Origin of the sequence: Fodinibius sp. SL11, assembly GCF_052060035.1 — a bacterium.
In the GTDB taxonomy this organism is placed as follows: Bacteria; Bacteroidota; Rhodothermia; order Balneolales; family Balneolaceae; genus Fodinibius.
The window spans coordinates 14,354-38,613 of sequence record NZ_JBPOEA010000003.1 but is presented as its reverse complement, the minus strand read 5'-3'; the positions used below and the strand labels follow the sequence as shown (position 1 = coordinate 38,613).

At 41.8% G+C, this 24,260-nt stretch carries 21 protein-coding genes; 10 read left to right on the top strand and 11 right to left on the bottom strand.

What is annotated here, in order from left to right; all coding sequences use genetic code 11:
• Nucleotides 1-15: 15 nt before the first annotated feature.
• The gene (locus ACQ76V_RS05645) at nt 16-669 is read right to left on the bottom strand and encodes a cytochrome c3 family protein (protein ID WP_440999510.1); all 654 of its coding nucleotides are present in this window, start codon (nt 667-669) and stop codon (nt 16-18) included.
• A 329-nt stretch (nt 670-998) separates the two neighbouring features.
• On the opposite strand from ACQ76V_RS05645, the gene ACQ76V_RS05640 reads away from it, so the two are divergent.
• Together ACQ76V_RS05640 and ACQ76V_RS05635 are read left to right on the top strand one after the other, a co-directional pair.
• Nucleotides 999-1,562 (top strand): DUF420 domain-containing protein, encoded by a 564-nt coding sequence (locus ACQ76V_RS05640; RefSeq protein ID WP_440999509.1) that lies wholly within the window; start codon nt 999-1,001, stop codon nt 1,560-1,562.
• Between the two features lie 571 nt (nt 1,563-2,133).
• Nucleotides 2,134-3,699 carry a DEAD/DEAH box helicase gene (locus ACQ76V_RS05635; RefSeq protein ID WP_440999508.1) on the top strand — a complete coding sequence of 522 codons (1,566 nt, stop codon included), beginning with the start codon at nt 2,134-2,136 and terminating at the stop codon, nt 3,697-3,699.
• 69 nt (nt 3,700-3,768) lie between these two features.
• Here the strand turns inward: ACQ76V_RS05635 and ACQ76V_RS05630 are convergent, their stop codons facing one another.
• Nucleotides 3,769-4,965 (bottom strand): CynX/NimT family MFS transporter, encoded by a 1,197-nt coding sequence (locus ACQ76V_RS05630; protein WP_440999507.1) that lies wholly within the window; start codon nt 4,963-4,965, stop codon nt 3,769-3,771.
• Nucleotides 4,966-5,136: 171 nt separating this feature from the next.
• On the opposite strand from ACQ76V_RS05630, the gene ACQ76V_RS05625 reads away from it, so the two are divergent.
• Nucleotides 5,137-6,162, top strand: a complete 1,026-nt coding sequence (locus ACQ76V_RS05625; RefSeq protein WP_440999506.1) for a zinc-binding dehydrogenase — start codon at nt 5,137-5,139, stop codon at nt 6,160-6,162.
• Nucleotides 6,163-6,178: 16 nt separating this feature from the next.
• Nucleotides 6,179-6,619, top strand: a complete 441-nt coding sequence (locus ACQ76V_RS05620; protein ID WP_440999505.1) for a 5' nucleotidase, NT5C type — start codon at nt 6,179-6,181, stop codon at nt 6,617-6,619.
• 32 nt (nt 6,620-6,651) lie between these two features.
• Here the strand turns inward: ACQ76V_RS05620 and ACQ76V_RS05615 are convergent, their stop codons facing one another.
• Nucleotides 6,652-7,452: an alpha/beta fold hydrolase gene (locus ACQ76V_RS05615; protein WP_440999504.1), complete on the bottom strand. Its 801-nt coding sequence runs from the start codon at nt 7,450-7,452 to the stop codon at nt 6,652-6,654.
• An 81-nt stretch (nt 7,453-7,533) separates the two neighbouring features.
• A complete protein-coding gene (locus ACQ76V_RS05610; protein WP_440999503.1) occupies nt 7,534-9,000 on the bottom strand; it encodes an SDR family oxidoreductase in 1,467 nt (488 codons plus the stop codon).
• Nucleotides 9,001-9,174: 174 nt separating this feature from the next.
• Here ACQ76V_RS05610 and ACQ76V_RS05605 point away from each other — a divergent pair, with 174 nt between their 5' ends.
• Nucleotides 9,175-10,650, top strand: coding sequence for a sensor histidine kinase (locus ACQ76V_RS05605; protein WP_440999502.1), 1,476 nt, complete (start codon nt 9,175-9,177; stop codon nt 10,648-10,650).
• A gap of 23 nt (nt 10,651-10,673) precedes the next feature.
• Here the strand turns inward: ACQ76V_RS05605 and ACQ76V_RS05600 are convergent, their stop codons facing one another.
• Both ACQ76V_RS05600 and ACQ76V_RS05595 read right to left on the bottom strand, forming a co-directional pair.
• A complete protein-coding gene (locus ACQ76V_RS05600) occupies nt 10,674-11,807 on the bottom strand; it encodes an adenylate/guanylate cyclase domain-containing protein (RefSeq protein WP_440999501.1) in 1,134 nt (377 codons plus the stop codon).
• A 118-nt stretch (nt 11,808-11,925) separates the two neighbouring features.
• Nucleotides 11,926-12,498 (bottom strand): hypothetical protein, encoded by a 573-nt coding sequence (locus ACQ76V_RS05595; protein WP_440999500.1) that lies wholly within the window; start codon nt 12,496-12,498, stop codon nt 11,926-11,928.
• 102 nt (nt 12,499-12,600) lie between these two features.
• Between ACQ76V_RS05595 and ACQ76V_RS05590 the strand changes: the two genes are divergently transcribed.
• The 4 genes from ACQ76V_RS05590 (at nt 12,601) to ACQ76V_RS05575 (ending at nt 16,256) form a co-directional block, all read left to right on the top strand.
• Nucleotides 12,601-13,893 carry an MFS transporter gene (locus ACQ76V_RS05590; protein ID WP_440999499.1) on the top strand — a complete coding sequence of 431 codons (1,293 nt, stop codon included), beginning with the start codon at nt 12,601-12,603 and terminating at the stop codon, nt 13,891-13,893.
• Nucleotides 13,894-14,015: 122 nt separating this feature from the next.
• Nucleotides 14,016-14,192, top strand: coding sequence for a histone H1 (locus ACQ76V_RS05585; RefSeq protein WP_440999498.1), 177 nt, complete (start codon nt 14,016-14,018; stop codon nt 14,190-14,192).
• A gap of 92 nt (nt 14,193-14,284) precedes the next feature.
• Nucleotides 14,285-14,776, top strand: a complete 492-nt coding sequence (locus ACQ76V_RS05580) for a PH domain-containing protein (protein ID WP_440999497.1) — start codon at nt 14,285-14,287, stop codon at nt 14,774-14,776.
• Complete coding sequence (locus ACQ76V_RS05575; RefSeq protein WP_440999496.1) at nt 14,769-16,256, top strand: PH domain-containing protein; 1,488 nt, start codon at nt 14,769-14,771, stop codon at nt 16,254-16,256. The genes ACQ76V_RS05580 and ACQ76V_RS05575 overlap by 8 nt, the downstream gene beginning before the upstream one ends.
• A gap of 83 nt (nt 16,257-16,339) precedes the next feature.
• On the opposite strand, the gene ACQ76V_RS05570 is transcribed toward ACQ76V_RS05575, so the two are convergent.
• Nucleotides 16,340-16,729: a response regulator gene (locus ACQ76V_RS05570; protein WP_440999495.1), complete on the bottom strand. Its 390-nt coding sequence runs from the start codon at nt 16,727-16,729 to the stop codon at nt 16,340-16,342.
• An 81-nt stretch (nt 16,730-16,810) separates the two neighbouring features.
• Nucleotides 16,811-17,650, bottom strand: coding sequence for a ZIP family metal transporter (locus ACQ76V_RS05565; RefSeq protein WP_440999494.1), 840 nt, complete (start codon nt 17,648-17,650; stop codon nt 16,811-16,813).
• A 307-nt stretch (nt 17,651-17,957) separates the two neighbouring features.
• On the opposite strand from ACQ76V_RS05565, the gene gcvP reads away from it, so the two are divergent.
• On the top strand, nt 17,958-20,870 hold the full coding sequence (gene gcvP / locus ACQ76V_RS05560) for an aminomethyl-transferring glycine dehydrogenase (protein WP_440999493.1): 2,913 nt from the start codon (nt 17,958-17,960) through the stop codon (nt 20,868-20,870).
• 64 nt (nt 20,871-20,934) lie between these two features.
• Here gcvP and ACQ76V_RS05555 read toward each other — a convergent pair whose 3' ends face one another.
• The 3 genes from ACQ76V_RS05555 to ACQ76V_RS05545 all read right to left on the bottom strand — a co-directional run bounded on the left by ACQ76V_RS05555 (nt 20,935) and on the right by ACQ76V_RS05545 (nt 24,228).
• Nucleotides 20,935-21,393: an OsmC family protein gene (locus ACQ76V_RS05555; protein WP_440999492.1), complete on the bottom strand. Its 459-nt coding sequence runs from the start codon at nt 21,391-21,393 to the stop codon at nt 20,935-20,937.
• Between the two features lie 61 nt (nt 21,394-21,454).
• Nucleotides 21,455-22,003 carry a DinB family protein gene (locus tag ACQ76V_RS05550; protein WP_440999491.1) on the bottom strand — a complete coding sequence of 183 codons (549 nt, stop codon included), beginning with the start codon at nt 22,001-22,003 and terminating at the stop codon, nt 21,455-21,457.
• A 125-nt stretch (nt 22,004-22,128) separates the two neighbouring features.
• On the bottom strand, nt 22,129-24,228 hold the full coding sequence (locus ACQ76V_RS05545; protein WP_440999490.1) for a M16 family metallopeptidase: 2,100 nt from the start codon (nt 24,226-24,228) through the stop codon (nt 22,129-22,131).
• Nucleotides 24,229-24,260: the final 32 nt, after the last annotated feature.

The following is a 24,260-nucleotide window of genomic DNA, read 5'->3' as shown; positions in this document are numbered from 1 at the left end:
AAATATTCCTTCTTACTAATAGTGGCAACTTTGACAATAGGTAGGGGGAGCAATATTGTGTTTTGCTACAAGCTCGCGTCCCATTTCAATCTGATCTTTTTCCGGTTCATATCCCATTGTGGTGACTTCTTCAACCGGACGAACATTTTGTTCCGGATTTCGGTGACAATCAAGACACCAACTCATACTCAAAGGTTCTTTTTGGAAGACCACTTCCATACGGTCTACACGCCCGTGGCATGTTTCACAACCTACGCCAACGTTAACATGCGCTGCGTGATTGAAGTAAGCATAATCCGGCAGGTTGTGCACGCGAACCCATTCAATAGACTCATCATTTTGCCAACTGTCACGAACTTTTTGGACTTCCTCCGGATTTTTTCTGCCATCAATTTGGTTGTGACAGTTCATGCAAGTTTGGGTAGCCGGCACATTAGAATGTTTTGAATCAAAAACATTAGTATGGCAGTATTGACAATCAATATCGAGCTGCCCGGCGTGCAGTTTATGGCTGTATTGGATGGGCTGCTCGGGAGCATAGCCTACATCGGTATATTCGGGAGAAAAGTAATACCAAACTCCTGCTACTGTTGCCGTCGCGAAAATAATAAGCCCGAGCAAAATACGTTGGGGAACTTCATTTGCCCATCGGGGAAAAATCTGAGCCATGGGTTAAGTAAAATTTATCGTTACTTTTATACAGTTGTCCTCAAAAAGTTTCGGCATGAAAGTATGGAAAATCCAACTCTTTTAGAACCATTAAAAATGACCTTTATCATATTTAAATCGAATCTAAATAGAATGGGTCGCCGATTCATGCCCGAAAATTAGTGGCTTAAAATATAATCTATTTATCAAAAATGTCTAATTGAATTTGAGAAATCGCAGGAATTATATCTGTAATCTTGACAGTCTTTTAAGACTGAAATGAACCTGTAGAAATAATGAATAATATGTATCTTCTGCCTTCTTAGAATTGTTTGATAGAATATCAGTGTATGAATTCAGAGAAACCGGTTACGATTGACCTTTTAAAAAACATCAGCTTAGCTAAGGCGGTTGGTGTAATACTATTAATCAGTGCTGTAGCCTTCGGTTTTTTAATTTGGCTTATTTATTATAAAGGAGGAAGTGATTATAGTTCAAATATTATTACAAGCCTGCCTGCCTTGAATGCTTTATTGAATAGTGCAAGCACTGTTCTTTTGTTATTTGGTTACCAAGCTATTCGCCAGCGAGATTTTAGTCGGCATATGAAGTTTAACCTTACCGCATTTGTAACCTCTACATTATTTCTGATCAGTTATGTGATCTATCACAATTTTCATGGCAGCACGCCATTTACGGGGCAGGGCATAATTCGTCCCATCTATTTCTTTATCCTGATATCACATATTATACTATCAGCTCTGGTAGTACCAATGATCTTGTCCAGCTTTTACCTGGCATTTTCCGGAAAGTTGAAGTTGCATCGCAAAGTTTCAAAAGTCACCTTACCGGTATGGTTGTATGTTTCGGTAACGGGAGTAATGATTTTCTTTATGTTACGAGCGTATTCCTGAGAATATAGAGTTGCAATTCAATCGCGATCTATGGAGTGGGCCATACGACTTCCATTCCGTCAGAAGAGTTGCCTCTCTGCTTATTATTTGAGGTTTCTTATAATAGATTTGAGCATCATTTATCGCCGTCAAAATATGTTGACCAACTGCCGATTTATTTGAATTGCTATACGCTTTTTGCATCGCATCAATAGTAACGACGGCTGCTACTTCCACGAGAACAGTTATTAAAATGACTAAAAGCAGTTGCTGTTGTCCCCTATATGAGTGTTAAATAGAATTATTCAGTAATAATTACGAAATATATAAAGAATAAAACCTCATCATTTTGGGGCCTATTTTTCCTGATAAATAATTAAAGTGTTCTTTTGTATATATTTCCTTATCTTCTCCTCGTTTACTGGTGTTGCTTAATTATCCCACCTACTCGTTAAACAGGTTCTTACAATCCTTTCTTTGGTCTGTCGGCGCCTCTAATATATACGGTTTTTGGATAGCGGTTTAGAAGACCGGTACTATAAGTATGTTTTTGTGGCGTCAGATATTCATTAATACTCATTTAATTTTATTTATGACCAATTTAGATTTTAATAACCTTAATATTTCCGATCCCATTCTAAAAGGCATTGAACAGATGGGGTTCGAAAGTCCAACGCCGGTCCAGGCCCAATGTATCCCTTCACTTTTAGAAGGTAAAGACGTTGTAGGGCAAGCCCAGACGGGTACAGGAAAAACAGCCGCATTCGGTATTCCGGTAGTACAAAAGACCGATCTTGAGATTTTAGATGTGCAGACCATTATTATGTGTCCTACTCGTGAACTTGCGATTCAGGTTACGGGAGAACTTATCAAAATCGGGAAGCATCTTAATGGACTGAATGTCATTCCCATTTATGGCGGCCAATCCATATCACGACAGATAAAAGCGCTGAAGCGTGGTGCCCATATCGTTGTGGGGACACCGGGTCGAACCATTGATCACCTTCGTCGGGGTACAATGAAGTTGAACAACCTGCAACGCGTTGTTTTTGATGAGGCCGACGAAATGCTCAATATGGGTTTTCGGGATGATATGGAACAGATTCTTTCTTATGCAGATCAGCCGGTTCAGACCATCATGTTTTCTGCAACAATGTCGAAAGGGATTCGCAAGATTATGAATCGCTACATGAACAATCCGCAGACTATAACGATTGAACGCAAGAAAGTTACGGCACCTAATATTGAGCAGTATGTGGTAGAAGTGCGCGACTCGGTGCGTACCGAAGCCATTTGCCGGTTTATGGATATTAATGATTTTAAACTGGCACTGGTTTTTTGTAACACGAAACGTAAAACTGAGCAGGTAACGCGGGAACTTAAGTCACGAGGGTATTCATCTGACTATATTAATGGTGATTTAAATCAGAATCAGCGTGACCGTGTGATGGCAAAATTTCGTTCCGGCGCCATTGATATTTTGGTTGGCACCGATGTGGCTGCCCGTGGCTTGGATATCGATGATATCGAGGCAGTGTTTAATTATGATATTCCACAAGATCCAGAATATTATGTACACCGCATTGGACGAACGGGACGTGCTGGGCGATCAGGCATGGCTATTACATTTACAACACGTCGTAAAAGGAAGGAATTGCACGCCATTGAAAAACAGATTAAAAATCAGTTAAATCCATTGGAAATGCCTTCAACAGCCGATGTTCGAATATCACAAATGGCCGGTCGTATGGAAGAAGTCGTCGAAGTGCTTGAAAAGGGAGGTTTGCGACCCTATATAGAACAGCTTGAAGGTTTTACTGATGATCGTTTTACGACCATCGAAATTGCAGCTGCATTACTTAAAATGAATACTGCAGTCGCAGAAATTGCAGAGGATGATTCTCAGGCTACACAGTATGATGATTCGGCTATGATCAAAATTCACTTTAGCGTGGGGAAAAAGAATAATGTGTATCCCGGCGATTTAGTAGGAGCAATTGCAGGTGAATCTGGAATCCCAGGAAAAGTAATCGGCAATATCGATATTTTTCCCAAGCACTCTTTTGTGGATGTTCCGGGGCAATATGTCAATCAGGTGCTTAGTGGGATGAATAAAAACAGAGTGAAGGGCAAAAAGGTGCACGTTAAGGTCGCTTAGCACCCGCATATTTTTGTAATTTTTTTATAGTGGATATCCGGCAACGGGTATCCACTTTTTTTATGGTTGCTATTTTACTTCTTGGGGTTTGGCGGCTCCCAGGCCAAAGATAAGCTTAGCTCCCACAATAATTAGCAGAAATAGCAGCGGTACAAACCATGCTCCGGTAAAGTCGTGCATAGCCCCAAATAGCGTAGGCCCAATGGCGGCAAGTAAATAACCTATAGATTGTGCCATGCCTGAAAGCTCAGTAGCGGTTTCGCTGTTGGATGACCGAAGCACAATAAACAAGAGGGCTAATCCAAAGCTCCCCCCAAGTGCCAGCCCAATTAATGATGCCCAGACCGCAACCAAAAACGGATCGGGGAACATCAATCCGACCAAGCTTATGGATTCAGCAATCATTAGGGCCCAGACTAACTTTCGCTGATCGTTAACTTTTTCAGCCCATACCGGGATAAAGATAGTTCCAACCACTCCCATAGCCTGCGAAAGAGAAAGCATCCATCCGGCATTATTTGGAGAAAGGCCCCGATCTTGTAGAATTTCAGGAAGCCATGCCAATATCACATAGAAAGCTAAAGATTGCAGTCCCATAAAAAGTGCTACTTGCCAGGCTACAAGTGATCCCCCAAGCTCTTTCATGGAGGTTAAAAAGTTTCGCTCTTGTTTTGGTACTGTCAAATCTTTTAGCTGAGGAAGCCAGATAAAAAAGGCAAAAATAGAAAGTGCAGCCCATGAACCGAGAGACCATCGCCAGCCCCATCCTAAATCATCTGCCAATGGTACGCTAACACCAGCTGCTAAAGTGGCTCCAAGTCCCAGCATACTGGAATAGACGCTCGTCATAATACCGGTGTGATTGGGAAAGTCGCGTTTTACCAAGCTGGGAAGCAATACATTTCCAAAAGCGATTGCAATGCCTAATAATAACGTACCTGCAAAAAGAGCCCAGTTTGCAGGAATAACTCGAAGAAGAATGCCACCGGTAAGCAAAGCCATGGCCAGAGCCAAGGTTCCTTCGATTCCCAACCGTTTTGTAAATAGGGGAGTCAGAGTTGAAAGAACGCCAAAAGCCAGCAGGGGCAGAGTGGTAAGTAATCCCAACATGGCATTAGACAGTCCGGTTGCTTCTCGAATCGTGCTTACTAATGGTCCAACACCGGCAAGTGCGGGACGTAGATTTAAGGCAATAAGCACAATGCCGGATATAAGTAAAATATTTTTGAAACGAGTATTTTGCTCAAATGGGGAGGAAGCTGCCATTTGTAATATTCGGGAATCTAAGATTTATATGGTTATTATAAAGCGGGCCAAAGATACAAAACTGAAATAAGTAATCATGAGTAATATTGTTTCTACTATTTGGCAGTGTATCGCAGATACAATTGCTCTGTAAAATCCCAAGTTAAACAGACATATAAGAACTGAATATTTATGAGACAAATTGTAAATACGTCGAATGGAGGATACGAAGTGCTGGAAGTACAGGAAGTTGCTGACGTCGAGCCTGAATCAAATGAAGTTGTAATTAACGTAAAAGCATCGGGGTTGAATTTTGCGGATATCCTGGCTCGTAAAGGACAGTATCCCGATGGGCCTTCGAAACCCTGCGTTATGGGATATGAAGTGTCGGGTGTGGTCGGTTCGGTTGGCGATGCGATTAATAAGGAATGGCTCGGGAAAGAGGTCATCGCCACTACACGGTTCAAAGGTCAGGCCGAACAAGTGGTAGTTCAAGAATCACAATTATTTGAAAAGCCGGAACGATTATCCTTCGAGGAAGCGGCCGCTCTGCCGGTTAATTATTTAACAGCTTATATTTTGATAACGGTTATGGGATCTCTGCAATCTTATGAATCTATTCTGATTCATAATGTTGGTGGAGGGGTAGGTATTGCTGCTTTGGATATCGCACGGCACATTGGTGCCAAAACCTATGGCACTGCCAGTAAACGAAAGCACGATTTTTTAGCCGATCGCGGATTGGATTATGCCATTGACTATCGCAACAAGGATTGGTACGAGGAGTTGATGGATCTGACTAACGGTAGGGGTGTTGAGTTGATTACCGATCCATTGGGCGGAAAAGAATGGAAGCGAAGCTATAAAGCGCTTCGTGCTACAGGACGATTAGGTATGTTTGGAATCTCATCGGCCAGTGAAGGGACCGGCGGTGGAATTGGAGCAATGTGGAGTATGCTCAAAACCGTACTGCAAATGCCCATTTTTCATCCGCTACCCTTACTGGGGAAAAATCGCGGTGTGTTCGGTGTTAATCTGGGTCACTTATGGCACGAGCCGAAAAAAGCAAAGATATGGATGAATCAAATACTAAAAGGAGTAGAAGAAGACTGGGTTAATCCCCATGTGGATGCGACTTTCCAGTTTGACCAAGTGGCTGAGGCGCATCGCTATATCGAAGAGCGTAAAAATATCGGAAAAGTTATTTTAAGACCGTAGCATACAATTATCAGGTATGGAAATTGTGTACATAGATATGGATAACGTATTGGTCGATTTCGAACGCGGAGTTGGTCAGCTTTCCAAGGAAACCTACCGGGAATATGAGGATGACCTTGACGAAGTGCCCGGTTTCTTTCGAGATCTGCCGCCTATAGAGGGAGCCCTTGAAGCTTTTCACAAGTTAAGCGAGCACTATGATCTCTATATTTTATCCACTGCTCCGTGGCGAAACCCCTCTGCTTGGATTGACAAATTGCTCTGGGTTAAAAAACATTTGCCCGATGCTGCTCACAAACGTCTAATTTTAAGTCATAACAAACACCTGAATCGAGGCGACTACCTTATCGATGACCGAACGGCGAACGGTGCGGGAGAGTTTACGGGTGAACATATTCATTTTGGGGAAGAGCCCTTTCAGGATTGGGATGCGGTGCTTGAGTACCTGCTACCATAGGTTTTTTGGGATCAGATTCAATGTTGTCCCTCTTACTGCGTATTGGTAGCTACGGTGTCAGATTTGAGAAAATTAAGAGATATGCGGTTAAAAACCTCGGGCTTTTCTACATTTACGACGTGTCCACACTTATCCACAACTTCGAGCACAGATTTGGTATGCTCTTTAACCACATTCTTAACTGGGGGTAAAAACAGGTAATCTTCACTCCCCATAATATATAATGTGCGGATTTTGAGTTCTTTTTCCCGAAAGTATTTCAAGAGTGGATTTACTTCGTGAGTCATATTGAACCATTTTAAAAACTCCTTTTTATAGAGTTTTTTGGCTTCACGGATAAAAAGATTTCGGGATTCGGAATGCCGTTTCCGAGGCATGATGATCCAGGCAAAAAGTTTGTAGAGCCAGATAAAGGGAACAATTTTTTTGAATTTGTGTCCCAGCCATACTAAAAATCGCGACCGCACATTAAGGCGCATAATGGCGCCGCTCATTACCAGCGATTGCACGCGATCAGGCTGCATTTCGCCAATTGTTCTGATGATAATGGTACCCAGTGAAACGCCTACAAAATGTGCTTTCTCAATACCGATCTCGTCCAGAACATCAATAATATCCTGACTGGCCAGTTTGAAAGAGTATTCATCCTCATAATATTTCTGAAGCATCCCTTTTGACTTTCCATGGCCTCGTAGGTCCACCATCAATACATTAAACTCTTCTTTGTATGCTCGCAGTTGTTTAAACCAGATCGAAGAGCTGCCTCCCGCACCGTGCACAAACACGACCCAGTCGGTTTCGTCGTTTTTAAAAAATGTTTTGTAATAAAGCATGGCTATTCTTTAAATGACCTGAAAGCTACAAATTGCTGGTTAGGTTTCAAATGACAAGCTTGTCCGCTTACCAAAGGTGAATTATGATTCATTGTTTTCTGCCTGTCGGGCAAGTGCTTCAATCATTCGAGAAAATATTAGCGAGTGGAATGGATATAATCCATACCAGTAAACAAGACCAAATAATCCCTTTGGGGCAAAATAAGCTGTTTGTACTAACTTTGTTGTCTGGGCATCTTGTTCAATAGCCTGAAATTCGAGCCATGCTTTTCCGGGGACCTTCATTTCGGCTCGCAGGCGTAGTAATTTACCTGGATTAATAGTTTCGACGCGCCAAAAATCAAGGGCATCACCTACACGCAATTCGGTTGGATGTCGACGACCGCGCCGAAAACCTACTCCCCCGACAAGCCGATCCATGATCCCACGCAGCTTCCAAGCCCATTGGAAAACCGGCCAGCCCTTTTCTCCACCCAAACTTGAAAAGGTTTCAAAAACCCGTTGTGGTGAGCTGTGTATAGTTCGGATTCGTCGTTCAATGGTAAGCCCCTCTTTTGTTTTTAATATGACAGGTTCTTCATCCCCCTTACTACTGATCAGAGCATCATTCCATGTCGTTTCCACATCGTCGGTATCAATGCGAGCCATAGCAAGTTCTACAGCTCTTTTGTAGGAAAGAGGAGTTATTTCGGGGAAAAGTTCTTTTGCCTTTTCACTTTGAACAATCACATCATTCTTTAAGCCTTCAATCAGTGGTCGTGCCAACGAGGCAGGAATCGGGGTCATCCAGTGCACCCAGTGCGAAGAAAGAGTTGGTGAGAGAACGGGTACAGGAATTAAAATTCGTTTTAGACCATTTACACTTGCATAAATTTTCATCATATCAGCATAGGTAATAACACTACTGCCCCCGATCTCAACAATCATGTCTTTGGTTTTCGGTTTATCAATAGCAGATATCAAATACTGCAAAACGTTGCGAATGGCAATAGGTTGCACCTTGCTGTATACCCATGAGGGACAGATCATAATAGGTACGCGCTCTGTTAAGTAACGGACCATTTCGAAGGACTTACTGCCGGAACCTACCACAATGGCTGCACGAAATTCAGTTACTGCAATACCGGACTCCCTTAAGATAGAACCCGTTTTTTGTCGCGAGGCCAGATGTTCAGATAATTCATCATCAGGATCACCAAGCCCCCCTAAATAGATAATTCGATCTACATTTTGTTGGCTGGCGGCCTGGCCAAAATTGCGGGCAGCTTGAATGTCTCGGTTATAAAACTCTGAGCTGCTTTTTCCGCTCATGCTGTGAATGAGGTAATAAGCAACATCAATATCTTGTAAGGCTGTTGGCAATGTCTCAGCTTGCAAAACATCTGCTTCTACTACTTCAACATCGTTAATCCAGGGACGTCCTTGCAAGCGATCGGTGTCTCGAGACAGTACACGAACCTGATATCCTTTTTTGAGCAGTTCCGGGACAAGGCGTCCACCGATATAGCCAGTGACTCCAGTAACAAGACAGCGTAAATTTTCTTTCAAGATAAACTTGGTTAGTTATGGTTGAAAAATGTAACAGCAGGATGGGTAAAAAAAGTCCTGTAGAATAAAAATAATATTATTGCTTCTATTTTTAATAGATGCTCGACTTTTAGCAAATACAATTTTACTATTAGTTAAAGTATTTGCTTTAGGAGAATTTTATCATCATTGGCTATGAAAAAAATAGGTTGGCAAAAATACTTACCGGAGATAGGACTATATCTGGTATTATTTTTAATAGTGTTTTTATCTTCAATTGACTACTGCATTGGCCAGGTATCTGATGATTCTCTTTGGTCATATCCCAAAATAAGAGCTGACATTAATGCTGATAATGAGCTCGATTTTCTTGGAAAACAAGTAACTATAACGGGAATTGCTAATATCAGTAGTGGTCTGCTTCATGAGCATTACCTGCAGGCATTTGTTCAAAACGACAGTGCCGGGATCTCAATTTTTTCGATGGCAATTGACAATCCCTTTCAACCCGGTGACAGTTTGGTTGCAAGCGGTAAAATACAGCGCTACAACGGCTTGGCAGAAGTGAATGTGGATTCGTACAAGGTTTTTAGAAATGCAGCCAACGTACCGGAACCCAAATCCCTAAAAAAGGCTATCGCCAATCCGCTTGAGTATTTGGGGATGCTGGTGAAAGGGGATGGAAATATTATAGAAAAAGGAAGTACCTTTAATGGGAAGTATCTGAGGATATCACCAGGAGAGCTAACGGGTGGCACTATCATGGTGTATGTTTCCAATTTTCACCCAATGTATGGAGATTTCAATTTTGATGTGTTGAGTGTTGGGGATAAAATATCGGTCAAGGGTATAATATCTGAATATAATCCCGAATTTCCGGAAGAACGAACCTATAAACTTTTTTTGCGAACACCTGAAGATCTGGAATATGTGGATTTCCCAAAGTATTACATGTTCCTGCTACTTGGAGGCTTAGGAATAGTAACAGCACTTATCGTGGGTTGGGTCTTGGTATTGCGCAAACAAGTAGATAATAAAACAAGTGAAATTCAGCAGTCACTGCAACAGAAAGAGGTATTGCTTCAGGAAATACATCATCGTGTAAAAAATAGTTTGGCTATTGTATCGGGTCTTATTGAGCTCCAGTTGGATGGCACGGATAGTGACGAGGCAAAACATATCCTTCAGGATAGCCAAACACGCATACGATCAATGGCTTTGATTCATGAAAAACTCTATCAGACTAAATCACTTTCGGATATTGAGTTGGATATTTATTTAAAAGAGTTGGTAGAAGCTATCCATGGCACGTTTACAGAATATAAAAAAGCGGTCGACTTGAAGTTTGACCTGGATAAGATTGAGCTGGATGTTGATCGTGTTATTCCCTGCGGACTTTTGGTTAATGAGCTTGTAGTAAATGCATTTAAACATGCATTTAACAAGAATAAAAAGGGAGTATTAGAGGTAGGTCTTTCCAAAGAAAACGGAAGTATAACGTTAAGTGTGGCTGATAATGGCCCTGGACTTCCCAAGGATTTTGACTTTAAAGGGGAAGGTAATCTTGGATCAATGCTTATTGATACTTTTGCTTCGCAATTAGATGCAGAGATAGATATTGAAAATACAGAGAAGGGATCAAAATTTGTTTTCACCTTTTCCAAGAACTAATGAAACAGAAGACGAGGTGCCAGCTAATGCATATTACTCTTTGAGTTCATCGGGAAAACATTGCGGGGGTTTGGGCCGATTATTTCGCAATATTTTATAACCTCATTCTTTTCGGAAAGTGTTACTTCTTGAAACTCCGATGTTTGGAACGAGTCTTTTACGAGATTATAGGTTCGCTCACTTATAATAATAGAGTTCGACTTATCCTTGCTGATTTTTTCCAATCTTGAGGCCGTGTTAACGGTATTGCCGATAACAGTATATTCCATAAAATCGTCTGTTCCCACATTACCGACAATTACTTCTCCGCTGTTAATACCAATGCCAATACTAATTTCTTTGCCTAACTTTTCACTGTATTTTTTGTTGACCTCCTCAAGTGCGGCGACCATTTGAAGCGCTGCTGATATGGCATTCTCATGATTATTAATGTAAGAGACAGGAGCTCCAAACACAGCAAGCAATCCATCACCGATATATTTATTAATTGATCCTTTGTTATCCTTGATGGCTACAGACAGGATATCCCAATAATCATTTAAAAATCGAACAACTTCTGAGGGAGGTAAATCGCTCGTCATCTTAGTGAAGTCACGCATATCTGCAAAAAGAACTGATACAACCCGCGATTCCCCGGGTTTCATCATATCTTCCTTTTTGGTATTTAACGCTTGAGAGACTACTTCGCCCGGGACGTATTTCTTAAAGAGATCGAGAATATCTTGCTGTTTGTCTTCGTATGAAGAAATTTTTTGTGAAAGCAAGTTATTCTCAAATTTAGCTTTCTGAATCTGTAATGCATTATCAATGGCCATCTGTAGATCCAGGTTTGAAAACGGCTCAGAAATAAATCTAAAAATAAGTCCTGTTTTATAAGCTCGTTGAAGGGAGTTGGTATCTTCTGATGAGCTAATGATGATATTCGTCAAGTCCGGGAACTCGTGAGAAATACTTTCGCAGAATTGCAATCCGCTCATTTGCGGCATCATCTGTTGCACAACGGTTACATGAATATCATATTCGGTCAAGATTTGGTGTGCTTCCTTGATAGAAGATGCCGTAAACACATTATATGAATCAACATAGGCCTGTCGGAACCGGCTTAAAGACGGCTGTTCATCAGCAATAAATAATATGTTTCCGCTGTTTTGGTACATATAGTCCACGAATGATAAATATATACGTATCCACAAATATAGGTAAAGGGGTTTATTTTACCAATTTTCGGGAAATGGCCGATTATAGGCTTCGAAGACTGATTTCCGGATAGTTCGACTATTCATTCATCAAATCAAGCAGATAGTCGATTTGTTGTTGCTCTGTTTGTTGAATTGTGGATTTTGTTGCTTTGGCTTTTACTTCTTTTAGAGCCGCATCGTCAAGTTCGTTTTCTTTATCTTGCATCTCAGCCCAAAGTCGGTGAAAGCGAGCAGCCTGTATAGCACCATCAAGAGGATCAGGATTGATAGATTCACGGGCAGCGAGGTAAGCCGGTGCATTTTCATTACCCTGCATCAGTCCTGTAGTGTCAGTAGCAATAGCAGTGCCCTCGGTTTCCTCGTAAAGTTCTTGCAGTGCTTTATTATCCGTTTCTTCCTGTATAGCTTTTTCTGCAAGATCAAGTATTTTTTTCTGTATGGGCTTTAATTCATCATTTATTTGGCGGGCACACCATACGGCAAATTTACGCAGAAGAATGGGATGGTCTTGTTGGTACAGATATTTAAGTAATGAGGTAACTTGATCATCTTCTTCTTTAATACGATCTCCTGTCTCACCATCAATCACAATAATTTTGTGATGTTCCGTATCGTATATGTAAATCAGATCTTGCTTTTTGTGCTTCATAAAAAATTTGTTTCTTCGCTTGTGTTTGAGTTTACAATAACAAATTGCATTTCCCAACTATTCCATCCATAATATGTCAGAATTAGAAACTTAGATTTTAAAATGTCTCAACATAAAAAAGATCAGACACGCTCTCTGTTTTCATGGGCGCTTTTTGATTGGGCGAATAGTGCCTTTTTTACGGTTATACAGACCTTTGTTTTTGCTACCTATTTTATGCAATCGGTGGTGCAAGACGAAACATTGGGTAGTACATTATGGGGAAATACCATCGGTGCCGCTGGTATTTTAATTGCTATTTCTGCTCCTTTTGTCGGGGCTATTGCTGATCAAATGGGACGCCGGAAACCGTGGATAGCCTGGTTTTCACTGCTTTGCATCTTGGCTACTGCCGGCCTTTGGTTCGTAGAACCGTCGCAAGATTTTGTGATATTGGCATTAGTGTTAGTATTCATAGGAACGGTCGGTTCTGAGTTTGCCGTCATATTTTATAATGCTATGCTGCCTGATTTAGCTTCGAAAGAACGAATGGGGCGATGGTCCGGTTGGGCATGGGGGTTGGGGTATGCCGGTGGTCTTGCCTGCTTGGTTGTAGCGCTGTTTGTTTTTGTGGATGTGGAAAGTCCACCCTTTGGATTGGATAAAGGGATGGCTGAACATGTACGGGCTACGTTCTTGATGGTTGCTGTTTGGTATGCCCTGTTTTCTCTCCCATTGTTTAGTTTTTCAGACGATCGTCCGCGAACAGGTATTTCATTGAAAAAAGCGGCTAAATCGGGATGGCAGCAGCTTAAAAAATCCATAGCAAATGTGCGCAAGTATAAATATATCGTCCGATTTCTGATTGCAAGAATGATTTTTATTGATGCGCTTGCTACTGTTTTTGCCTTTGGAGGTATTTATGCGGCCGGAACCTTTGATTTTAGCGAACGAGAGGTATTAATATTTGGTATTGGACTGAATGTAACGGCCGGGCTGGGAGCGGTTCTATTCGCTTGGCTGGATGATAAACTGGGCAGCCGCACAACCATGTTACTATCATTGATTGGACTTATTATTACAACCTCCGGTGTTTTGATCGTAACACAGCTTAAGTGGTTTTGGGTATTTGGTTTGGTGTTAGGAATATTTGTAGGTCCCGTGCAAGCCGCCAGTCGAACATATATGGCTCGTGTATCTCCACCAAATTTAGAAAACCAGATGTTTGGGTTAATGGCGCTTTCGGGCAAGGTAACCTCTTTTGCAGGACCCTTGTTGGTAGGTTGGCTCACCTTTATTGCGGATAGCCAGCGTATTGGAATGAGCGTAATTGTGGTTTTATTTGTGATAGGTTTTACAATTCTCTATTTCGTGCCCGATGCCGAAGACGCACGTCCAGAAGGGCAAACTGCATAATTTTAAAATAAAACGTGTTTTTAATCCGGAAAATGCTAACTTAGGCCCATATTTTTCAGGATGTAAGAATCCGGGGTGGAGAAAATCTCCATTTAACTATTAACCAATTAACCGAGAATAAAATGAGTCGATTAGACGAAATTAAAGGGATCATCACAGGAATGGAAGATGATATGGTAAAATTTTATGAGAAAGGAAATAAAGCGGCCGGAACTCGTGCACGCAAAGAATTACAAGGATTGAAAAAACTTGCTCAGGAAGTCCGTCTTGAAATTCAAGATATCAAAAATAACGGATGATATTTTTCCTATCTTTCTTTGAAAAGCCACCTGATAGTGGCTTTTTTTATATACGCTTTTTTCGCTGCAAAACTTTTGAATAATCACAGCTTATGCGCTCATCTCCGGAAAAGAAATTATCAAAAGATGCCATTAAAGCATGGCGAGTTTCCTTGTCAATATTTATTTTCTTTTTAGTCTTGGGATTATTTTTTCTTTGGGGATATAAATTGCTATCGCCGGAATCGGGTTTTATTTCAACATGGACTCTCATAGCCATATCCTTAACGCTGGTTGTAATTACAGCTCTTGGGATATTTTTTATTCCCAAAATTCGCTGGCAACGGTGGTCTTACCAGGTTGATGAACATGAAATTGATCTGCAGAGCGGTATTTTTATTATCACCCGAACATTAGTTCCTATCAAAAGGGTACAGCACGTGGATACTCGTCAGGGGCCTATTTTACGATCTTATAACTTGGCAGATGTGACAATTTCCACGGCGGCTACAACACATCGCATTCCGGCTTTAGATGAAACGGTTGCAGATCAGGTACGCGATCAAATTTCTAAATTTGCCCGATTGGCCGAAGAAGATGTTTGAATTACAACGACAACACCCTGCGGCAGCCCTGGCGAATGCCTTCGATATTATCCGGGCGAACTTTATTACTATCGTGATTCTTGTTTTTGTGGGAAGTGGAGGTCGGGAAGCAAACTTTACGCTTTACTGGATTTTAGGCACTTTCCTATTTTTGTTGATTTGGGGATCTATTTCATGGTATCGATTTCAATTTAGTGTTGAAGAAGGAGAACTTCGGATTGAGCAGGGAGTCTTTGTACGAAAGAAGTTATATCTTACTTCTGATCGCATCCAGGTGATTGATATTTCGGCAGGAGTAATCCAGCGATTATTCGGATTAGTTGCCGTTGAAGTTAAAACTGCAGGCAGTAGTTCAAAACAGGCAAAGATTAGTGCTATCAGCCGGAATAAAGCGGAAAAACTAAAAGCACTACTCCGCAAGAAATCTAACAATACGGATGAAGCGAAGCATGCTGAGTCTGTTGAACAGCGGAAAGTGTATGCATTAGATACGAAAGACCTGCTCATCGCGGCATCTACATCGGGACGATTTGGAGTGGCTCTATCGGTAGTTGGTGTTGCTTTTTCTCAGGTTGAGCAGCTTATTTCTGAGGAGCAGATAATTTATTTCGTAGAAAAAGTTATACCCCAAAGCACTGATGCAACGATGATTGCCGTGTCTATTTTTGCGATTATTGCTATAGCATGGCTGTTTTCATTCGCCAGCACTATTATTAAATATTATGACTTTGTAGTCGAGGTTCGCGAAACTGAGTTGTTAATAAGTCGTGGACTTTTTGAGCGCACACAACTGACCATCCCTTTTAATCGTATACAGGCAGTGCAAATTAAAGAAGAACTACTGCGTCAGCCGCTGGGATACGCTTCGTTAGTTATTGAAAGTGCCGGTTATGGGGAAAGCGAAGGGAATTCTACCACGCTATTTCCCTTATTGGCAAAGCCGCAAATTTACAACTTTGTTGATGAAGTTATTCCGGATTACAATACCGAAATATCAAAAAGTAGTAAGGTGCCATCCGTAGCCCTGCGTCGCTATCTGTTTCGAATGCTTTGGATATCAGTGCCAGTGATTTTAATTGCCTGGAACAGTATTCCTTATGGCGTATATAGCTGGTTTTTGTTGATACCCGCTTTACTGTTAGGATATCAGCAGTATAGAGATGCGGAGATAGCCAGAGGAGAAGATACGTTGATTTTGACTTTTCGGTTATTGAGCAAAACAACTGCTGTCGTTAAAAAATATCGTATGCAGTCGTGCCAGGTCCAGCAAAATCCCTTCCAAAAAAGATTGGGCTTGAGTAATCTGACTGTACATGTTGCCAGTGGAAATCAAGGGCGGGCATTTACTGTAAGAGATATTGATAGTGACAAGGCAACAGGTTATCGACGATGGTTATCCAATGGGAATAATAAGTTACCGGCCCATGATGAATATAAAACCGCAAATGAGAATTGTCACAAATCAGATACTCCACAGTAAAGTTTCAGTGAGGAATTAAGGAATTCTTTACAGAAATGAAACGAAGGTCTAAAAATCCTTAGGACATCGAGCGGGGAGTACAATCAAGACATTTGCTCAGCAAAAGCTTTATTGATTGATTTCTTCAAGTGACTCATTTGAATGGGCTTAATCAGATAGTCTACAAAATCGGTCTTCTTTGCACGCTCAAGGTTATACTGGTCCGAGTTTCCAGTAATATAAATTACATGCACATCCGACTGTTCACGAATATTTTGCATCGCTGTAATGCCGTCAATATTGTCCTTAAGCTGTATATCCATTAGGATAAGATCGGGCTCAAGTTCTAAGGCAGAGTCGATTGCATCCTGTCCGGCAATGACTTTATTGACTACTTGATGTCCGAGTTTCTTGATCATCCGTTCTAACACCATCGAGATGATCATATCATCTTCAACAATGAGAACTTTTTTACCCGTTAATGAATCACTCATCTTTTTTAAAACCTAATCCCGTCTTTAACAATTAGGAAGTAATAAAATAAATTGGGAAGTAAAAAGATAATTTTTTTGTATTTAACCTAAGGCAACATCTAAAATCATCATAACACTAAAACCGATCATTGTGCCCAATGTGGCTATATCGGTGTTACCATGAAGTTGAGATTCAGGGATAAGTTCTTCGACGACTACATAAATCATAGCACCAGCCGCAAAAGCAAGGGCATAAGGCAAGAGAGGTTGCACCATTAATACAGCAGCGGCCCCGATAACAGCTGAAATAGGTTCAACAATACCTGAAAGTTGCCCATACCAAAAACTTTTTCCTACGGATAACCCTTCGCGGCGCAAGGGCATTGAAACGGCCGTTCCTTCCGGAAAGTTTTGAATACCAATCCCAATGGCCAAAGTGATCGCTCCAATCACAGTAGCACCGCCCGCAGCTTCAATACCGGATGCTGCAGCCCCAAAGAGAACCCCAATAGCAAGCCCTTCTGGAATATTATGAAGTGTAATAGCAAGAACTAAAAGTGTTGCTCGTCGCCAGGAGGTTTTAACTCCCTCTGCTTCTTCTACCGGTAGTCCAATATGCAGGTGGGGCAGGTAGGCATCACAAACTCGAAGAAAAATACCGCCCGAGAGAAATCCAATTACTGCGGGAAGCCATTCGATCATGCCTTGCGCACCGGCCATGTCAATAGATGGAACCAGCAACGACCAAAAGCTGGCGGCAATCATTACTCCTGCTGCAAATCCCATCATTGCATCGAGCACCTTGTAACTTACAGATTTGGTAAAAAATACAAGCGCTGCGCCCATGGCGGTCAATCCATAGGTGAACAATCCTCCAAATAAACTTTGAGTTATGGGATCCAATCCATAAAAGGTTTCTTTAATAGCAATCGGATCAAACATTAGTCAATCTTTTTCTTTGTTATTAAATAACTAAAATATACAAAGTGTAATAGATATTAAAAAAATATTTAGCCAAGACTAAAAAGCATAAAAATGGAACTTTGGGAACTCAGTTTGACTTTTTATAAAAGCTTGTCAGGCCATTAAAATCACGGAAATTAGCTGTTAATTTTTATCAGTTTTGCTTAGTTTCCCGCACTTGTATTTACATTTATATTGCCATATTAAATGTACTTAGAAATATTACCAAAACTTAAATCGGCAGTAGCTCCATTTCGAGAAAAATCCAATTCTAAAATTGCGCTAAATGAGTATCAATTTCGATAAAGAACGTTTTATGCACCGCCACAACGGTCCTGATGAAGAGCAGGAGCGTGAAATGCTATCGGCCATCGGGGCTTCCTCAGTTGATGAACTAATTGATGAGACCATTCCCAAAGGTATTCGACTCAAAGACCAGATGGATCTGGAGGAACCGATGAGCGAATATCGATTTTTGGAAGAGTTTCGAGCATTGGCTGACAAGAATGAAATTTATGAATCCTTCATTGGGATGGGGTATCATGATACGTTAACGCCCAATGTGATTCTGCGTAATGTGCTTGAGAATCCCGGATGGTATACGGCTTATACGCCATACCAGGCTGAAATTGCCCAGGGGCGTCTCGAAGCGTTGATCAACTTCCAGACCATGGTTTCAGATTTAACAGGGTGCGAATTGGCTAATGCTTCGCTATTAGATGAGGGAACAGCAGCAGCCGAAGCGATGTCGATGCTTTATTCCATGCGACGCGGAGCCAAACGTAAGAATGCCGAAAAGTTTTTTGTATCAGAGTTATGTCATCCCCAAACGATAGATGTTGTAGAGGGACGTGCCGAACCGCTTGATATTGAGGTTGTTGTCGGCGACCACCATGAGCTTGATGTCACGGATGAAGAGCTATTTGGAATATTATTACAGTATCCTGCTACGGATGGTACGGTAGAAGATTATTCGGATTTAATTGCTGCCTGCGAAGAGAATAATGTGCAATCAGTGGTCGCTGCTGATTTATTGAGTCTTACGTTGTTAACACCGCCCGGAGAAATGGGAGCCGATGTTGTGGTTGGTTCTACTCAGCGTTTTGGAGTGCCTATGGGTTATGGAGGACCGCATGCCGCCTATTTTGCGACCCGTGAAAAGTACAAGCGCAAGCTGCCGGGACGAATAATCGGGGTTACCCAGGATACGGAAGAGAATCCTGTATACCGGATGGCACTGCAAACACGGGAACAGCATATCCGGCGCGAAAAAGCAACTTCCAATATTTGCACGGCCCAGGTATTGCTTGCGGTAATAGCTGGATTTTATGCCGTTTATCACGGTCCCAAAGGGCTGCGACGAATAGCAGAACGTATTCACGGGTTAGCGAAAGTAATGGATAAAGGTCTTACAAAGCTCGGCTTTGAGGTGACCAATGATCTTTATTTTGATACGTTGAAGGTTTCACTGAAGTCTGATGATCAGAAAGAAAAACTTCGCCAGAAGGCACTTGATCAGAATATTAACCTTCGCTATTTCGATGAACCTGCAGTCGGTATTGCTTTCGATGAGGTTAAGGACTTGGATCATGTTCAAACACTGCTTGATATTTTTTCTTCACTCACATCCGGTGATGCAATCAATATTGATCAATTGTCGGAAACGGTAGAGGTTGACTATCCGGAGTCCTTAGTTCGGACATCTGATTATTTAGAACACCCGGTATTTAATTTATATCACTCTGAGCATGAAATGCTTCGATACATGAAGAAGCTGGAGAATAAAGATTTATCATTGGTTCATTCGATGATTTCGCTGGGCTCATGCACGATGAAGCTCAATGCCACCTCGGAGATGATTCCTCTTACCTGGCCCAAGTTTGGTAAATTACATCCGTTTGCCCCCGAAGATCAGGCCGAAGGATATCATGAATTGTTCGATAAATTAGAGCATCAGCTTGCAGCAATTACCGGATTTCCGGCTGTTTCGCTACAACCCAACTCGGGCGCTCAAGGCGAGTTTTCTGGATTGATGACCATTCGCGCTTATCACAAACATCACGGTGAAGGACATCGCAATGTGATTATTGTACCCGATTCTGCTCACGGCACAAATCCTGCCAGTGCTGTTATGGCTGGCATGGATGTGGTGGTTACGGAGTGTGATGAACACGGTAATATCGCTCTTGATGATCTTCGTGAAAAAGTGGAGGCCAACAAGGAGAATCTGGCTGCGCTGATGGTTACCTATCCGTCAACACATGGTGTTTTTGAGGAAGATATCAAAGAGATTTGCCAGATTATCCATGATAATGGTGGATTGGTATATATGGATGGAGCTAATATGAATGCACAGGTTGGGCTTACGAGTCCCGCCGAAATTGGGGCAGATGTTTGTCACCTTAATTTGCATAAAACATTCTGCATTCCTCACGGTGGTGGTGGACCGGGAATGGGACCTATTGCTGCAACAAAAGAGTTAGCTCCGTTTTTGCCGGGTAATCCCGTTGTTGATACAGGGGGAGAGCATGCTATAAAAAGTATATCGGCGGCGCCGTGGGGCAGCGCCAGTATTTTGTCCATTTCGTATGCGTATATCAAAATGATGGGAGCGGAAGGATTAACTAAAGTTTCGGAGACCGCAATTTTGAATGCGAACTATCTAAAGGAGCGATTGAAAGATCATTATCCGATTTTATATACCGGTAAAAATGGGCGAACGGCCCACGAATTTATTGTGGATATACGTCCTTTTAAACAGTCGGCCGGGGTTGAGTCGATTGATGTGGCCAAGCGTCTTATGGATTATGGATTTCACGCACCTACGATGTCATTTCCGGTGCCGGGAACCTTGATGATTGAGCCAACCGAAAGTGAAACCAAAGGAGAGCTTGATCGTTTTTGTGAGGCGATGATTTCTATTCGCGAAGAGATTCGAGAGGTCGAAGAGGGCAATGTCGATCCCGAAAATAATGTGCTTAAGCATGCGCCCCATACGATGCGTGTTGCAATGGCTGAGGATTGGAGTCGACCCTATAGCCGTGAAAAGGCAATATTTCCGCTCGATTATCTGCGATTTAATAAATTCTGGCCGGCCGTCAGTCGCGTTGACGATGCCTATGGTGATCGCAACTTGATGTGCAATTGTGTACCTATTGATGCGTATAGTGAAGGACAAGAACCAGCAGCGGTAGAGTAATATTGATAGCCGCAGAATTATACTGATTATAACAGGTTTTATCTGTGTAAATCTGTGGCTAAACTTATTTACGTGTGATCGAACTTTCTAATTGTATATCACTCATCAAGGTACGATGAACGGGACATTTTTGAGAGATGTCCAGAATTTTGTCGAGCTGTTCATCGGTCACATCACCTTCCACGACCACTTCCTTTTCAATGACATCAATTCGGCTTTTGGGATCTTCACAGTTTTTGCAATCCTCATCATGGTGTTTGTTATGGCGTAACTCCATGTAGATATCGTCAACCTGATCCCATCCTTTGTGGTTGACGTACATTTTTATAGTCATTACCGTACATGATCCAAGAGACATCAACAGGTAATCGTAGGGATCAGGCCCTTTATCTTTGCCGCCATCAACAGATTTAGGTTCATCTCCCATAAATTCATGCTTGCCGGCTGTGAGTGTTGTGGTGTAGGTTTCCTTTTTGGGTAGGTGAGCGTGGACAATTTTCTTTTTGTCAGGATCTTTAGCCATGGTTTTTGTATTTGATTGAAGTGATGAATTAGGATCAACAAACGTACAAAATCAGTTGCTACTATTTATGATCGATGGTTATTTCATATTTGTTCTCCAAGATATTCAGATGATGTCTTTCATGTCCCGCAATGATAAAAGCTAAACCACGTACCGAAACAGGAACCCCATTAGCTGTTCCTTTGCGAGATATTTGCTCTTCTGTAAAACTGCTGAACATGCTGATGTTGGCATTTCTCAAAGCATCATATTCTGTAGACAGGCTTTGCAGACTTCGTTGATCAAAGTTACCCTGCTCCACGTAGGATTCATGATCGTAACCCGGCAGTGGGGATTGTTCTCCGCGACTGATACACAGTGCTCGGTACGCCATTATGCGTTCGGTATCTACCAGGTGCCCGATAATCTCCTGAACACTCCATTTATCATCCCTATAACGGTACTTTGCCTCCTCATCAGTGAGTTGTTGAATGAGGGCATATACTTTTTGGCCCTGCCGAATTAGTGCTTCAATCACGTTTGGTTCGTTAACAAGGTTAATATAACCTTCATAGAAATCGCCATATTCGTCGGGTTGGGGCCTATTATCTTCCCAATCTAAAAGTGCCATTGGTATCTGTTGATTTTATATAATGTGATCTTTGGTGAAAGTACTTCTGAATTAGCCTCAATGTAAAATAAAAAAAGGCCGAAATATTTCGGCCTTTAGAAAATTAATGCATGTGAGACGTCTTGTTACTCATTAACATCGTGGCTTTCGTATACAGCCTCACCAGATTTATTGCCATCAACCATTGTTTTCTGCAGATATGGATAGGCAACCCCATCCACAACATGCCAGTTAGAATGGTGGTTTTCTACAGTGACCTGTTCACCCATCTGCGGATTAAATTGCTTGTAGCGGATCACATCCGGATAGTATGTTTCCTTATCCAGTAAGAGGGTAATATTTGAATTATCCACAGTCACATTTACTTTGGCGTAACTCGTTCCGTCAACCTCTTCTTCACCAGTGTATTGAGGATTGAGTTTATCGGCATTGAGAGCAATAGACAAAAAGCTTCGGTTAAGGGTGCTTTTTAGATTTTTAGCCATTTGTGGAGGGATGGGGCGTTCCTGTCCACCGGCAATCATTTTACCCGATCCATCTTTGTAGGTTATTTTTATTTCGCCCATGGGGCCTTTAATCGTTTGTTCAATGGCATCGGGATAGGTGATTGTTGTCGACATCGGCATTTTTCGACCTTGCATATTCATTTCACCATTAAGAGAAATACTGTTAAGGTCTGTATCGCCATCAATAACAGCACCGGTCATTTTAGATAACCACTCTTTGCCTTTTTTAGCATCCCCTTCAACCATTTGTTGTTCGCCACTGACGGGTTCAGGAATACTAATATCTATCTCATTAACATCTCCGTATTTTTTGAGCTGATCTCCGATTTCCTCTTTATTCCCGACCACAAGAATTTGAAGATTTCCGGGGTCTAAATATTCTTGTGCCACCGATTGTACATCTTCAATCGTTGTGTTTTTAACACCTTCGATATACTGTTCAAAGGCATCAGCAGGGAGCCCCCGATATTCATTCGACATGCGTTCGTTTAGTACTTCTTCGTAGCTGTCATACTCAAAAACGGAGGAGTTCAGAATCTGATCTTTAACATCCTGTAATTCTTGTTTTGTGATGGGTTCGTTTTGCAAGCGTTCAATTTGTTCAATGATAGCATCGATAGCTTCGGCTGTTGTAGAGCTTTTAGTCATTACACCGGCATAAAACATTCCGGGATAAAAGCTGTTCATTCCATATTGGCCAAATACCGAGTAAGCCAGTCCCATTTCGGTACGAACAACCTGCATGAGTCGACCGGAAAACCCACCACTAAGTACACGATTCATAACCTGTACTTTGGCATAGTCGGGGTTGTTACGCATTCCGCCGATGTGCCCTAACATTACAAAGCTCTGGTTCACGTCGGATTTTTCAATAAAGTTAATAGAGCTTTGAGGTTCGTAATCTACCTTGGGGAACTTGAGGGTAGTTTCATCTCCGGACGGGAGCTCACCAAAGGTCTTCCGGAGTTTCTGTTTCATCTCTTTTATTTCGAAATCACCAACAATGCCAACCATCATATTACTCGCTGAGAAGTGTTTGTCATGGAAATTGACTAAATCTTCCCGCGTAATTTCGTTGATGGTGGCATATTCCGTTGTTCGGCCGTAGGGAGAATCTTCGCCGTAGATTAAAGCCTGGAATTCACGGATACCAATCTGCTGGGGATTATCATTCCGGCGCGAGATGGAAGATTTTTGCTGTGTCTTAGCCAGCTCAATCTTATCCTTTGGAAATGCAGGATTCGTTAACACATCGATGAATACGGGAAGAAGAGCATCGAAATCCTCCTTCAGAACATCCATGCTGGCATTACCGCTGGTAAAACTGATGCCGGTTTCAATGCTGGCAGCACGGTTTTCAAGCAGCGTATTAAGCGAATCGGCAGGGTAAGTTTCTGTACCGCCGGAGCGCATCACAGTACCGGTGATAGAAGCAAGGCCTGTTTTTTCGTTGGAATTAAGGACCCCACCGGTACGAACACGAGCACTAACATTTATGAGGGGAAGTTCTTTATCTTCCACCAAATAAAATGTCATGCCATTTTCGGTCGTAAAGGTTTCTACCTGTGGTTTCTGGAAGTCATTGAGTTCCGGGAAGTCCATATTCTCATATGGATTCGTTGAATTATTGTCAGACTGTTGCGAATCAGCCACTTGTTCGGTTTGCGAACAGGCGAATGCAAAAACAGCCATAAGTAAAAATAAGCTTAACCGCTTCATAATAGTTGTATTATGGTTGTTCAAAATTTTTG